Annotated in this window: 16 protein-coding genes; 3 read left to right on the top strand and 13 right to left on the bottom strand. The window is 55.9% G+C overall.

Features of this window, described 5'->3' with window-relative positions:
• Nucleotides 1-24: 24 nt before the first annotated feature.
• Nucleotides 25-1,077: a YeeE/YedE family protein gene (locus Q1B21_RS11630; RefSeq protein ID WP_299889519.1), complete on the top strand. Its 1,053-nt coding sequence runs from the start codon at nucleotides 25-27 to the stop codon at nucleotides 1,075-1,077.
• Nucleotides 1,078-1,091: 14 nt separating this feature from the next.
• On the opposite strand, the gene hemA is transcribed toward Q1B21_RS11630, so the two are convergent.
• The 13 genes from hemA to Q1B21_RS11565 form a co-directional block, all read right to left on the bottom strand.
• Nucleotides 1,092-2,309, bottom strand: coding sequence for a 5-aminolevulinate synthase (hemA, locus tag Q1B21_RS11625; RefSeq protein WP_299889517.1), 1,218 nt, complete (start codon nucleotides 2,307-2,309; stop codon nucleotides 1,092-1,094).
• A complete protein-coding gene (locus Q1B21_RS11620; RefSeq protein WP_299889515.1) occupies nucleotides 2,309-2,731 on the bottom strand; it encodes a DUF302 domain-containing protein in 423 nt (140 codons plus the stop codon). The genes hemA and Q1B21_RS11620 overlap by 1 nt, the downstream gene beginning before the upstream one ends.
• Before the next feature lie 119 nt (nucleotides 2,732-2,850).
• Nucleotides 2,851-4,116, bottom strand: a complete 1,266-nt coding sequence (locus tag Q1B21_RS11615) for an NAD(P)/FAD-dependent oxidoreductase (RefSeq protein WP_299889513.1) — start codon at nucleotides 4,114-4,116, stop codon at nucleotides 2,851-2,853.
• 23 nt (nucleotides 4,117-4,139) lie between these two features.
• Nucleotides 4,140-4,808 (bottom strand): c-type cytochrome, encoded by a 669-nt coding sequence (locus tag Q1B21_RS11610; RefSeq protein WP_299889511.1) that lies wholly within the window; start codon nucleotides 4,806-4,808, stop codon nucleotides 4,140-4,142.
• A 42-nt stretch (nucleotides 4,809-4,850) separates the two neighbouring features.
• The gene (locus tag Q1B21_RS11605) at nucleotides 4,851-6,149 is read right to left on the bottom strand and encodes a c-type cytochrome (protein WP_299889509.1); all 1,299 of its coding nucleotides are present in this window, start codon (nucleotides 6,147-6,149) and stop codon (nucleotides 4,851-4,853) included.
• The gene (gene soxC / locus Q1B21_RS11600; protein ID WP_299889507.1) at nucleotides 6,133-7,404 is read right to left on the bottom strand and encodes a sulfite dehydrogenase; all 1,272 of its coding nucleotides are present in this window, start codon (nucleotides 7,402-7,404) and stop codon (nucleotides 6,133-6,135) included. Before soxC ends, Q1B21_RS11605 begins: the two co-directional genes overlap by 17 nt.
• Nucleotides 7,405-7,425: 21 nt before the next feature.
• Nucleotides 7,426-9,123, bottom strand: a complete 1,698-nt coding sequence (gene soxB, locus Q1B21_RS11595; RefSeq protein WP_299889505.1) for a thiosulfohydrolase SoxB — start codon at nucleotides 9,121-9,123, stop codon at nucleotides 7,426-7,428.
• Nucleotides 9,124-9,210: 87 nt separating this feature from the next.
• Nucleotides 9,211-10,041 carry a sulfur oxidation c-type cytochrome SoxA gene (gene soxA, locus Q1B21_RS11590; protein WP_298934384.1) on the bottom strand — a complete coding sequence of 277 codons (831 nt, stop codon included), beginning with the start codon at nucleotides 10,039-10,041 and terminating at the stop codon, nucleotides 9,211-9,213.
• Between the two features lie 34 nt (nucleotides 10,042-10,075).
• Nucleotides 10,076-10,405 carry a thiosulfate oxidation carrier complex protein SoxZ gene (gene soxZ, locus Q1B21_RS11585; protein WP_298934382.1) on the bottom strand — a complete coding sequence of 110 codons (330 nt, stop codon included), beginning with the start codon at nucleotides 10,403-10,405 and terminating at the stop codon, nucleotides 10,076-10,078.
• A 26-nt stretch (nucleotides 10,406-10,431) separates the two neighbouring features.
• Complete coding sequence (soxY, locus tag Q1B21_RS11580; RefSeq protein WP_299889502.1) at nucleotides 10,432-10,854, bottom strand: thiosulfate oxidation carrier protein SoxY; 423 nt, start codon at nucleotides 10,852-10,854, stop codon at nucleotides 10,432-10,434.
• Between the two features lie 22 nt (nucleotides 10,855-10,876).
• Nucleotides 10,877-11,332 carry a sulfur oxidation c-type cytochrome SoxX gene (soxX, locus tag Q1B21_RS11575; protein ID WP_299079145.1) on the bottom strand — a complete coding sequence of 152 codons (456 nt, stop codon included), beginning with the start codon at nucleotides 11,330-11,332 and terminating at the stop codon, nucleotides 10,877-10,879.
• Between the two features lie 151 nt (nucleotides 11,333-11,483).
• Complete coding sequence (locus Q1B21_RS11570) at nucleotides 11,484-12,044, bottom strand: thioredoxin family protein (protein ID WP_299889499.1); 561 nt, start codon at nucleotides 12,042-12,044, stop codon at nucleotides 11,484-11,486.
• 16 nt (nucleotides 12,045-12,060) lie between these two features.
• Complete coding sequence (locus Q1B21_RS11565; protein ID WP_299889498.1) at nucleotides 12,061-12,801, bottom strand: cytochrome c biogenesis CcdA family protein; 741 nt, start codon at nucleotides 12,799-12,801, stop codon at nucleotides 12,061-12,063.
• Nucleotides 12,802-12,885: 84 nt separating this feature from the next.
• On the opposite strand from Q1B21_RS11565, the gene Q1B21_RS11560 reads away from it, so the two are divergent.
• Together Q1B21_RS11560 and Q1B21_RS11555 are read left to right on the top strand one after the other, a co-directional pair.
• On the top strand, nucleotides 12,886-13,248 hold the full coding sequence (locus Q1B21_RS11560; RefSeq protein WP_299079151.1) for a hypothetical protein: 363 nt from the start codon (nucleotides 12,886-12,888) through the stop codon (nucleotides 13,246-13,248).
• A 91-nt stretch (nucleotides 13,249-13,339) separates the two neighbouring features.
• Entirely contained in the window at nucleotides 13,340-13,633 is a 294-nt protein-coding gene (locus Q1B21_RS11555) for a helix-turn-helix transcriptional regulator (protein WP_298934550.1), read from the top strand.
• The last annotated feature ends 17 nt before the right edge of the window (nucleotides 13,634-13,650 follow it).

The following is a 13,650-nucleotide window of genomic DNA, read 5'->3' as shown; positions in this document are numbered from 1 at the left end:
ACTGACCACGAACCAGCGGTTTGAATGGAACAACTCATTGATCAGTTCGGCGAACCAAAGCTCCTGATGGCGTCAGGCGCTGGTGTCGGGCTTGTCTTCGGCGCGGCCGCCTACCATTCGCGGTTTTGCTTACGGGCTGCGACGGTAGAGGTTGCGCAACTTTCGTTTGGGCCAAAACTGGCGATCTGGCTTGTGGCGTTTGCTGCCGGGCTGGCAATGGTTCAAATCGCAATTCTGTCAGGTCATCTGGATGTCAGCACCGCGCGGCAACTTGCCGGAACCGGCAGCCTGTCTGGCGCCGTAATAGGGGGTCTGTTGTTCGGAATCGGCATGGTTCTGGCGCGGGGCTGTGCCAGCCGACTCCTGGTTCTGTCTGCCTCAGGCAACCTTCGGACAATTGTGACAGGCCTTGTTCTGACCTTGACGGCGCAGGCATCGTATCGCGGCGTTCTGGCCCCGGTGCGCGAAAAACTGGCCGGGATCTGGACAGTTTCCGGCGGGTCAGAAAGGTTGCTGCTCGAAACCACGCCTGTTGTCGGGATCGCTTGTGGGCTGGCCTTGCTGGGAGCCCTAGCATTTGGCATGTCGCAGAACCTGCGAAAATCAGAACTGCTCTCAGCAGCGCTTGTGGGCACGGCGGTTTTTGCGGGCTGGTTCCTGACTTACCGGGTCGCTGCGGTTTCCTTCGAGGTGGTTCCCGTTCAATCCATCACCTTCACAGGACCGTCCGCCGACACCCTGATGGCATTGGTCAATGAACGCGTGTTGCCCATGAGTTTCGGACTGGGGCTGGTTCCCGGCGTCTTTACGGGTGCCCTGAGCGTCGCGCTTGTCACCGGTGAGGCCAAGATCCAACGGTTCGAGGCCGACACACCGATGGAGAGTTACCTGGCCGGAGGTGTTCTGATGGGGTTTGGCAGCATGCTGGCAGGCGGATGCGCCGTTGGGGCCGGTATGTCGGGCGGCGCCATTCTTGCACTGACGGCATGGGTTGCGGTCTTTTGCATGTGGATCGGTGCGATTGGAACCCATGTCCTGATGGCCTTGGGACAAGACGCCAGATCGGTCAATTCGTAGTCAGATCTAGATGGTTATTGCGCCGCCAAAGGCTGCCGGGCCAACTGGCACTGGGACCAAAGGTCTTCAAGTGCTGTGACCAATCGATCAATGTCCTGCTGCGTGTGAACAGGGGACGGCGTGATCCTCAGACGCTCGGTCCCTTTCGGCACAGTCGGGTAATTGATGGGCTGTATGTAGATGCCGTAGTCCTTCAGCAGCGTGTCCGAGATGAACTTGCACTTCATCGGGTCGCCCACCATCACGGGAATGATATGGCTGGGGTTGTCGATATGGGGCAAACCTATCGCATCCAGCTTGGCCCGCACTTCGGCCACCCGCTGTTGTTGCATCGCGCGTTCCTGATCGCTGTCCTTCAGATGCCGGATCGAGGCCGCCGCCCCGGCCGCAATGGCGGGTGGCAGCGCGGTGGTAAATATGAATCCACTGGCGAATGAACGCACAAAATCACAAACCTCGGCCGAGGCCGCAATGTAACCGCCCATGACGCCGAAGGCCTTACCCAACGTGCCTTCAATGACCGTCAGCCGGTCCATAAGACCCTCGCGTTCGGCAATACCGCCACCCCTTGGACCATAAAGACCAACGGCGTGGACCTCATCAAGATAGGTCATTGCATTGTAGCGCTCGGCCAGATCGCAGATCTCTTTGATCGGGGCGATGTCTCCGTCCATCGAGTAGACGCTTTCAAACGCGATCAGTTTCGGCTGGTCAATCGGCAGTGCGGCCAGCTTCGATTCCAGATCGGCCAGATCGTTGTGTTTCCAGATCACCTTTTGGGCGCGGGAATGACGAATCCCTTCGATCATCGACGCGTGATTCAGCGCGTCAGACAGGACGACACAGTCCGGAATGCTTGAGGCCAGAGTACCCAGGGCAGCCCAGTTGGACACATATCCCGAGGTGAACAAAAGCGCGGCTTCCTTGCCATGAAGATCAGCCAGCTCATCTTCGAGCAACACGTGATCATGCGTGGTGCCGGAGATGTTGCGCGTTCCTCCTGCACCGGCTCCGGTGCGATCCAGCGCGTCATGCATGGCTTGCAGCACCTTGGGGGATTGTCCCATGCCCAGATAGTCGTTCGAACACCATATAGTGACCTCGCCCGGCCCATTGTGACAGGTCGCGCTGGGGAATTGCCCCCTGTGGCGTTCAAGCTCGGCAAACTCGCGATAATTGCCTTCATCACGCAAGCGCGTCAGTTTGGATCGGAAGAAGCCTTGGTAGTTCATTAGTTCCCCGCTGCCTCAGCAGCAATGTCAGTGAGAAGGGCCTGCACTTTCTGCATCGGCCCATCTGGGTATGATCGATACCCTACCATGACCTGGCCTTCCCGATCTGTGACAAAGATACCATAAGGACAAAACTCGATATTCATCGGGTCCGCTTCCATCACCTCGCGCGAGATGACGGCCGAGCAGAACAGGAAGATATCGGCATCGTCGAAAATCGTCACTTCGCTGCCCACATCCTGACCTGTGCGGTTCAGCATGTCACCAACATGGCTGACGGAATCGATCACCAGCCCTTTGCCGACAATCGCGCTTTCGACGGCAAAGGTTGCGTCATCGAAGCTGCCATCAAATGGCACCAGTATTGGCTCGGCGGCGGCTGCACCAGCGGTCATGGCAAGTGCCAAAAGTGTCGTCTTCATATTGCAGCTCCTTCTTCGTTCAGCGCCGTAAGATCTGCGGCCGGGGCCTTTAAACGTTATGCGGAGAGTTCAAAGAGACGCCCTTGATGCCTGATGCGCAAAAAGGACGTCCAATCGCCTCAACCGAACATGTCGGCGGTAATTCCTGAATACCAACCCTCAGATTCTTCGTAGGTGGCTTTGCGCAGATCAGCGCTTTCGCCTGTTTGGGAAATGAAACCATCCACCTTAGCGATCTTTTCGGGTGTCGCCTCGTAAGTAGCGCCAACTTTGACGCCATCATTGGTTTCGATGAGGGACCAGCAGGTGTTCGAGAACTTGGCCGGGAACACTTTGGATCCGGTCAACGCACCACGCACGGCATTGGCGCACACCTTGGCCTGGCTGTTGGCCGAGAACCCCGATTTGGGCATGTCCCCTTGTTGCGAGGCATCCCCCAGGACATAGATGTCGGGATCGGCCTTGGTGGACATGTCCGCCGCGTTGACCGGAGCCCAGTTGCCATCGGTCACACCCGCAATCTCGGCAATACGACCGGCTTTCATGGCCGGGATAACATTGCAGACATCAACCTTGGTTTCTTCACCATCAATCGTCACAGTCATTGCAGCCGGGTCCACACTGACATTGCCGCCACCGAAATCCTCACCGATCCAGTCGATCATCCCTTCGTAATGGTTCGCCCAACCTTCCTGGAACAGCGCCATTTTCGAGAATTTTGGCTTGGGGTCCGCAACGATGATTTTGGCAGTCGGGTTATTGGCTTTCAAATAATGCGCGACCATCGAGACCCTCTCATACGGGCCGGGCGGGCAACGATACGGGTTTGTCGGGGCCACCATAGCAAATGTGCCGCCTTCGGGCATCGCCATCAATTGCGCTTTCAGCAATTCGGTTTGTGATCCGGCCTTATACGCGTGGGGCATCGCATTTTGTGCCGAGATGTCCCAACCGGGGACGGCCATGTCGACGAAATCAATACCGGGGCTGAGGATCAGCTTGTCGTATTTCACATTGCCACCACCGGCAAGCGATACTGTCTTGGCATCGCGGTCGACACCTACGGCCCAGTCATGCACGACGTTGACACCACCGGCTGCAAGGCCGCCATAAGAATGGCCGATATCCTCGATCTCTTTGAAGCCTCCAAGATAGAGGTTTGAAAAGAAGCAGGTGTAATAGGTCCGCGTCGGCTCGATAAGTGTTACGTCGATCTCGCCTTTGCTGTCTTTGGCGATATAGCGGGCTGCGGTCGCACCACCTGCACCCCCTCCGACAACGACGACGCGTGGTTTGGCATGGCCATCCGCCAAAACCATTGGCGCAGCCACGGCGGCCGTCGCCACGGCGGTTTTGCCTAGAAAAATCCTCCTATTCATCTTCATTGCAGTCTCCTCCCTGTTTTGCCTCAGTTGTCGAGGCTGTTGAAATACGCCGCCAAGGCGGCGATTTCTTCATCGTTGAGCCGTCCTGCTATCATTTGCATGACAGGATGGTTGCGTTGCTTGGTCTTGTAGGCATGCATGGCGACAACAAATTCGTCTTCCGGCCATAGTACGATTGACGGGATGCCCGCATCCCCTCCGTCCGCCTGATGGCAGGTTGTGCATTCACTGCTCAGATACGCGCCATATTCGGGATCGCCCTGAATTGCCAAAATGGCCTGATCGATGTCGTGATCGGTTGCCGTGGCAGTTGGGTCCGCTTCGGGGATGTTTGCGGGGTCATCCGAAAACAACCGCAGATACGCGATGACATTGTGCCGGTCTTCAGGGCTTTTTAGCCCACGAAAGCTCATCCGCGTTCCAGAGGCGTAGGACCGTGGGTTTTCCAAGAACGCATCCAGGGTTTCAGCATGCCATTCCAGCCCACTGGATCCAGCGCGCTGAATGCTTTTGGAATAGGTAAACTCTTTCAACCCGGCGGCGGGGCGGCCGAACAAGCCGTTCAGATGCGGTCCAATACGGTTCCGCGCCCCTTCGCCGACCTGATGGCAGCCTTTGCATTTTGCGAAAACCTTCTTTCCAGCCTCGGGATCCCCGAGCGTATTCGCCGCCGCGACGGTAGAAACCGTCATGGCGAGAACTGAGAAATAAAGTCGCAAAAATGGCACCATCTACTATTCACCGATTGATTTGAGATACGCTGTTATTGCGGCCCGGTCTTGCTCTTTCTTCAACCCAGCAAAGCTCATCTTGGTGCCTTTCATATAGGCCTTTGGCTTTGCCAGGAATTCGTCCAGCGTAACCTCGTCCCAAACACGGCCTTCGTCATGTGCCGCTTTGAAGACGGACGAGTAACTGAAGCCATCAACCGCACCGAATTCCCGCCCGATCAAAGCGTTCAACTGCGGGCCTACCTTGTTGGTGGCCCCTTCTCCGACAGCATGGCAGGCCTTGCACTTCTTGTAGACTTTTTTGCCCGCCGCGACCAATTCAGGGTCTATTCCGGCGGTGCTGGCAGTGCCATCTACGGAAACTGCGGGTGTTTCGGTGTCAGCGGCTGACGTCGAGGCCGCAGTAAATGTTGGCGTATCGGACGTGGTTGCGTCGTTCATCACCGACTCTCCGCCCTCTTCCGGCGTGACGTCCAGGAACGTGGCCCGCATGGTGATTTCCACGCTGTCTTTGCAGTTCTCCATACAGGGTTCGACGGACCATTCGGCGTATTCCAGATCAGGCCGATCATCGATCACAAAGCCGTCCTTATTGTACATCTCGAACGCTGCGAAATTGTCCTGTGTCAACTCGAACTCATCATCCACCAAATCGTTGGAATACAGAATATAAGCAACGACTGCATAGGTTTCGTCAGCGCTTAGCGTTCCGGCCTCGCCAAAAGGCATCGAGCGGTTCACGTAGTCCCAGACCGTAGATAAATGCGGCCAGTACGAGCCGACGGTTTTAACCGGATCCTTGTCGGCCAACGTGTCAAAACCGCCAGCAAGAACCGGCCAATTGTCGACGCCTTCGGCAAAATCTCCGTGGCAGGAGGCGCACTTATCGGCAAAGACCTCTTCCCCCGTGAACACATCGCCTGAACCTTCCGGCAGACCACGCCCATCCGGAAGAACATCTACATCCCATGCAGCGATCTCTGCGGGCAGAGCTTCGCGTCCAACCCCAAGTTTCCCGTCATGTGCGGGCGCCTGTTCTGAAACGCCTATACCGGCGGGGGCAGCGCTGATGTTGGCCTGCACCTCCTGCAATTGCGTTTCCAGTTCGGCAACCCGCGCCGCATTTTCATCCGCCAATGCCCGCGCCACGCCCTCATGGGTCTCGACCTGCGACAGCCGTGTCTTCAGCGTGTTAATCTGGCTGTCGCCATATCCGCGATTTGCAACCGCCACAGCAAGGCTGGAAACCAGCGCGATGCCACCAAATACAGGAAGATAGATACTACTAAGAGACTTCGACATTCTCGGCGATCCCTTCTGCATTCACGTACCAGGTCTGGATACAATTGTTATGATAGACAGAGTTTTCGCCGCGCTTTTCACGCAGCTGTTCCTTGGTCGGTTGGACATATCCGGTTTCATCCATCGCCCGGCTTTGCAGCAGCATCGGCGCGCCGTCCCAGTCCGTATCCAGATAGAACCGAGTCAGGGCCTTTGTGTCACCCTGTTTCCCCAGCCGCGCCGTGTCCCAGGTAATGCCTCCGTCTTTGGAGACGTCGACCCTGGTGATCTGACCGTGGCCGGACCATGCAAGACCGGAAATGATCAACGGGCCTTGGCCATGTTTGATCGGCATCTGAGGGCTGGGAGAGGTAATGACCGATTTCGCGTCCATGACCCAAGTCCATTTCCGCGCAACTCCGTTTTCATACACATCCGTGTATTTCGACGTTTCTTCGCGGCTTTCCACGGCTGCATCCGTCACCTCAACCCGGCGGAGCCATTTGACCCACATGTTGCCTTCCCAGCCGGGCACGACCAGACGCACAGGATAGCCATGCTCCATCCGCAGCGCCTCGCCGTTGGCCTTGAACGCGACCAAAACGTCATCCAGCGCTTTTTCCATTGGGATCGACCGGCCGTTGGACGACGCATCCGCGCCTTCGACATAGACCCATTTGTCCGCAAAGTCCCCGGCCGCATCCAAACCAGCCTCTTGCAGCAACAGGCGCAGCGGCACACCGGTATATTCCATGTTGTGAATCATGCCATGGGTGAATTGCACACCATTCAGCTGTGCACCTGCCCATTCCATGCCGGTATTGGCGGCGCATTCACAGAAATAGACATGGTTTTCGCGCGGGAACCGCTGAAGATCGTCATAGGTGAAGACCAGCGGCTGATCGACCAACCCGTTGATCATCAGGCGATAGTCACCTTTGCTCAGTTCGATGGCGCCGGAATGGTGCCGTTCGAATGCGCATCCCTGAGGCGTAATCGTCCCGTCAAGCGCATGAATCGGCGTGAAGTTGATCGATGATATCGGCGAAGCCGTCAACCATTCCACGTTCCGACGTATCACATCGCTTTCGAAGTGAATCGGAAGGCCATAGGGCGTTTCGTCAACGCCTGCGCCGGTGTACGAGGCCCAGTCCTGCAGCTCGGTGATCAACGGGTCAGCGGATTGGGCGGCAACCGAGCCCGCAACCGAGCCGGCCGCGATCGCGGCGCCGCCTCTCAGGAAGGCTCGGCGGGACGGCTTGAACATCTCATCCATGTCTCAAGTCTCCAGTTTTATTTAAACGCCGACAACGTCGACATTGGTGTTATCCTGTACCGTCACGGTACCCAGCTTGCGAATGTGGCTTTCCACGACATCCCAGATCTGCGGACCTTCGGTGTCTTCATTAACCGACGCCCATCCGGCAACCACATAGGATTTGGCCGGATCGATCGCCTCGCCCGTGTTCACAAGCGTCATGTTCGAGATACGTTCGCCCTGCGGCTTGGACACGTCGATCCGATAGCCAAGCCCACCAGTGCGCACCATATCGCCGCCTTGTTGGTAATAGGGATCCGGGTTGAAGATGTTGTCAGCAACATCTTCAAGCACGACTTTCAGGAAATCCCCTGTCATCTCGGTGCGATAGGCTTGACCATAAGACATCGAAGTCACGCCAAAGATATCTTCGCGGGTGATATCCTGACCGGGCACCAGCGACGGGCCCCAGCGTACACCGGGGCTGAGCGCGATTTCCGCGTCACGCTCGCTGAGCAGTGCGTCGCAGATCAGGTCGTCCCAGGTGCCATTGAAATTCCCGCGCCGATACAAAAGGCTGTCGGTCTGCCCGATGACTTCGGACATCTCGGCCAGATAGGGCGCGCGCTGTTCGTCGATCAGGGCGGCCACTTCGGCGTCCGGAGTTATCACATCCGAGAAGATTGGGATCAGTTTCGTCCGATACCCCATCATCCGACCGTCACGGATATCAAGATCAACACGGCTAACGAATTTTCCGTTCGAGCCTGACGGCACGATGATGGTTTCACCAACCTGTACCGGCTCGGGCAGGGCGTCGTGCGTATGGCCAGACAGGATGACGTCGATTCCGGGGACAACGCTCGCCATCTTCTTATCAACGTCGAAACCATTATGGCTCAGCACGACGACACATTCCGCCCCGGCGGCGCGCACCTCTTCCACCATCGCGGCCATGTGTTCGTCACGAATGCCAAAGGCATATTCAGGGAACATCCAGCCGGGATTTGCGATGGGCATGTACGGAAACGCCTGCCCAATGACCGCGATCTTTGTGCCGCCGCGTTCAAACATTTTGTAGGGGGGGAACAGCTCGGTCGGTTCGTCCCATTCCGCGTCAAAGATATTCTGCCCCAAGGCCGCAAAGGGCAGCTGTTCAACCAACTCGGCGACGCGATCACTGCCTAAGGTGAGTTCCCAGTGAAATGTCATGGCGTCCGGCGCCAGGGCGTTCATTACATTGACCATATCCTGGCCCTGCGTCTTCAGACAGGTGTAAGAACCGTGCCAGGTATCGCCGCCATCCAGAAGAATGGCGTCTGGACGATCTGCGCGGATCGCCTTGATCACAGTTGCAACCCGATCAAGCCCGCCAACACGCCCATAGGTCTGTGCAAGAGATGAAAAATCCCCGGAACTCAGCGCATAGTGGCTGGGGCTGCCATCGGCGATGCCATAGAGTTTCCGGAAGTCAGCACCCGTCACATGTGGTACAACGCCCTTGTTGCCGCCGACGCCAATATTTATTGACGGCTCGCGGAAATAGATCGGTTTCAGCTGTCCGTGAATATCCGTGACATGGATCAGGGAGACATTGCCGAACGTGTCGAACTCTAACAACTGGTCCTGTGTCAGAGACTGTTGTGCTGCAAGCCGCGCCCAATTCCCGAAACCGGACGCGCCTACAATGGCTGAAGCTGCCATCCCGACCTGCAAAAAGTCTCGACGCGAAATCATAGTTGCCTGCTCCCTTAAACACATGCGCATGTTTGAATTTTAAAAAAGTGCAATGGCCCCGTGCATGACACGGGGCCAGTCAGATCATCAGTTTCTTACAGAAGGCGTCTCGACCGACAGGCCCTGGCCGCGCGACGCTATGTAAAGCTCCAGCGCTTTGAACTCGTCACCGCCTTCTTTGAAGGGTGTGGCCCGAATGTTCTTCATGCATCCTTTGAAGCGCCCGTGGATGGAATTCAGCTTTGCGTTCTTTAAACGATAGGTGGGAAAGCCATTGACCTGGCCCTGGGACAGGTGGTCCGCCCGGATCATGACGCCATAATTGTCTTCGTGACAATTCGAGCAGGCCATGTCCAGCTGACCGACACGCGTATAGTACAGGTCCTTTCCTTTTTCCCAGAAAGGCGCGGCATCGCCGTCGATGGCAACTTCGACAGGCATACCACGTGATTGCACGCCAATAAGCGCGGTCATCGCCGTCATCTGGCCGCCCGACCATTTCCAGGGCTCGGCACCCATATGTTCGACGCGGCTGCGGTTGATCAGATCCTCCAGCGTAACAAGTTCGCCGTTTTCAACACGTGGTAGCTGAGCTCGTAGCCCTGCGAACTCTTCAACACTCTCATGGCAGGACGCGCATGATTTCTCGGCTGACCCATCGACCTGCTCCCACAGATCCTCGGCTTGCTCAACGAACACAAATGCCGGGTTGTCAAAGTCGTCCACTTCCAGGGCCTGAGTTTCCGGCGAACGAAACCGCCATCCGGAATAGATAGTGTCGATATTTTCCAAATGATCCGGCGCTGCCACCTCAGTGATCATTGCCTCACCGTCAATGCTCAGCGAATTGCTGTCCTGAGCAGTCGCGGCGCCGGCCAACCCAATCGCTGCTGCCGTAATCCATAATGTCGCGCGCATGTGGCTACCTCCCTGGCTCTGCACCCTTGTCTTCTTACGAGACCGATATTTTTTTGCTTTCTTCGTAGACGGACCCGTCATCGTCATACCAGGTGAACTTGAACTCACCGGTTTCCGGGACAACAGCTTCGAACTGGAAATAGGGGTTGGTTGAAATCGCCGGTTCCAACGTCACATCGATCACGTTCTGGCCATTGAATTCAGCGGTGAAGCGATTGATGATCGAGCGTGGGATGATGTTGCCATCATCGTCTTTACGCTGCCCGCTTTCCATCTTGTGGCTGATCAGGGTCTTGATGGTGATCGTCTCACCTGCTGCCGCCGTTTTTGGGACTTTGACCCGGGGTTTTACACCAGATGCCATAGTGTCTCTCCTTGCGTTTCGTGAGTTCAGCCGCCGCAACCGCCGATTGTTACTTTGACATTGGCTTTCGCCATCTGGAATGAACCGTCTTCCATCTTGGCGATGGCAACAACGTTCTGTGTTGCGGCAAGGCGGATACGCGTTGATGCACTGCGTGACGCGCTGAGCGGGCCAAAGTTGAACGTTGCGACGTTCGGCACCGGATTGCCATCTGCGAACAGCGTGATCGAAACGGCACCGGGTGCTTCGACCTTGACGGGTACGGTATTACCGTTCTCTGCGATTTCCGGCGCGGTCAGTACAACCACACCTTCGCCAATGTCAGCGCCCCCGGTCAGGGCTGCGATCGCTTCGTCCGTCAGGCTGGCAAACGCCGGAAGACCGGTAAAGCTTGCCAGGGCAAGCGTACCGGAGCCGATCGCGAGGATTTTTCGCCGTGTCAGTTCCATATCATGCTCCAAATTTCGTGGATTACTGTTCTTTCAGCGTCATCAGGTAGGCCACGACGTCTTCGACCTGCTGCGCGGTCAAAATGCTCTGGCCTGCGAAATCATCCAGTGGCCGCTCATAGCCGCTGTCGATGTAGAAAGCGGGCATGATCGTCCCTTCGAACATATTCTTCGAGTTCGAAACGATCCCGCGGAGTTCAGCTTCGGTCCAACGATCCGCTACGCCGTCCATTGGAGGGCCAACTTCGCCGTGGAAGCCTTCTTCGGGTATTTCCGAGTTGGTATGGCAGGCGAGGCAGTTACCCTCTTTGCGGTTTGCAAAAACCGCCCTGCCCGTTGCTGGATCACCGGCGACGCCGGTCAAGGATGTTTCAACCGCGCCATCCGTAAAGGACACGTCCATCGGTTTCAGTTCACCCGCTGTGGCGGTTGATGCACATAGCATCATGGCAAAGCCTAGCTTCAACGCGTTTCTCATGCCTCCTCCCAAAGACGATTCTTGTCGGTCGTTTTCTGTACACTAATGCACACATTCAGCAGTTCGCAACAATAAATTCATTTAGATGAATTTTTCAATTACTTTGCTGATGCAGAAAATTTCGCACTAAAATTTCAAAGCCAACAGATCATCAGCCGTTTTGCTCTTCAAACTTGCGGGCATGATATTTTTGGAACGGCTCATCCCCTTCATATCCTTCTTCGACAACCCAGTTCAGCATATTGAAGGTTGTCCACCGACCAAAGGCACCGGGCATGTTTGCCACTGCAGCTTGCGGAGCAGTCAGGTCATCGCCCACCGCGGATGGAAAGAAATAGATGCTGGGTGTAAACAAGGCGCCCCAGCGTTTGACCATGTCCTTTTCGGGCAGCACAGTACCATCGAAATCGGTGATCTCAACATCCCCGAACATGTTGATCTGTAAAACAAAATAGTTGTCTTCGATGAATTGTTCGATTTCCGGGATGACAAACACCTCTTCATGCATCTTCTTGCAATAGATGCAGCCGCGCTGCTCGATGATGATCATCAGGCGCTTATCTTCCGCATTAGCCTCGGCCAGGTCTTCGCGCAAATCCATGAATGTATCGCGCATCCAAGGTGCCTTGTGCAGGCCATCATCGCCAAGCTCGGCCGCAACGGCCGCCGGAACCATCAGCATCAAAACCAACGTTAGGACTAGTCTTTTCATGATCTCCTCCTGGGATTTATCCAATCGCACTGAACCAAGGCACATGTTCCAGCATCCATTGAGCAATGTAGTTGATCGAGTTGGTAGCGATCAGAATGCCAAAGAGGATCAAGAACGCCCCCATCAGTTTCTCGATCAAGCCAAGGTGTTTTCGAAACCGGCCCATCCAGGACATGAATGGCCCGATGAACAAGGCGGCAACAACAAAAGGCAAGGTCATGCCCAGCCCATATGCCAATAGCAGTAGCGCCCCCTGATCGGCAGTGTCTTGCCCCGCAGCCGTAAACAGGATTGCCGCCAGAACCGGCCCAACACAGGGCGTCCAACCAAATGCAAATGCCAACCCGATGACGTAAGCCCCCAACAGGCCAACATTCGAGGTGTCGCCAGCATCGGCGCGGAATTGGCGGTACAGAAAGCCGATCTTGATCACCCCAAGGAAATGCAGGCCCATCGCAATGATGATGGCGGCCGCAACCCAGCGCAGTACATCAAAATGCTCTCTCAGCAGGCCGCCGAACACGGTCGCGGTTGCACCAAGTCCCACAAAAACCGTAACGACGCCCAACGCGAAACAACACGCGGCCAGAACAGCCCTGACCCGCACCGCTTGCGAAATTTCAGCCTTTGCCGAAATCTGGTTCATCCCAACGCCGGCAAGATAGCTCAGGTAGAAAGGCACGATGGGTAAGATACAAGGCGACAGAAAGGACAGCAGCCCGGCGACAATTGCACCCATAATCGTCACGTCAAACATGTCGCTCTGGCCTCACAGCTTGAGATATTCAAAAATATAATTATGATGAAAGAACCAGTGCTCGTCAATTTGGGACGTCTGAAAATGATAAAGGCGTTGGTCGCCTGTTTAGCTCTGATGTTGCCGGTTTCGGCAACAGCTGACCCCTATCTGCTGATGGCAGAGGAACAGGGGTGCTATTGGTGCGCCAAATGGAACGAGGAAATCGCACATATCTATCCGAAAACCGCAGAAGGGCGCACCGCCCCGTTGCAGCGTTATGACGTGCACAGCGAAGCACCCGACGTTGCGTTCGATCGCAGGGTTCACTTTACTCCAACATTTATTCTGGTTGAAAATGGTCGTGAAGTCGGGCGAATTGAGGGATACCCGGGGGAAGACTTTTTCTGGGGCCTGCTGGCCATGATGTTCGAACGCGCAGGAATAGACTTGAAACAAACCGGGTAAAGGAAACCTTTTTGTGACCTACAACACTGAAAGCACACCTCAAACTGTTTCGCGTCTGCCGGTGTTCGACAAGAACATCTGTGCAGAAGACATGCAGCGCATGATGGAAAATGCGCAACGCGCATCCAACTTTCTGAAGGCCATCAGCCACGAAGGCCGGTTGATGATTATGTGCCATCTGGCGTCGGGCGAAAAATCGGTGACTGAGCTTGAGGAGCTGCTCTCCGCCCGACAAGCCGCTGTTTCACAGCAATTGTCGCGCCTTCGCTATGAGGGGCTCGTTGTGCCAAGGCGCGAGGGCAAGGCCATCTTCTACAGCCTGGCGGACGACCGACCAAGACAAATCATGGAAGTCGTGTACGATCTGTTCTGTCGTACAGACTGACCGGATAGGTAACTGGT

The sequence above is a fragment of the uncultured Ruegeria sp. genome, assembly GCF_947504215.1.
Classification (GTDB): Bacteria; Pseudomonadota; Alphaproteobacteria; order Rhodobacterales; family Rhodobacteraceae; genus Ruegeria.
Note: the sequence above shows the minus strand (reverse complement) of the source record. Positions and strands in the feature narration are given on the sequence as shown.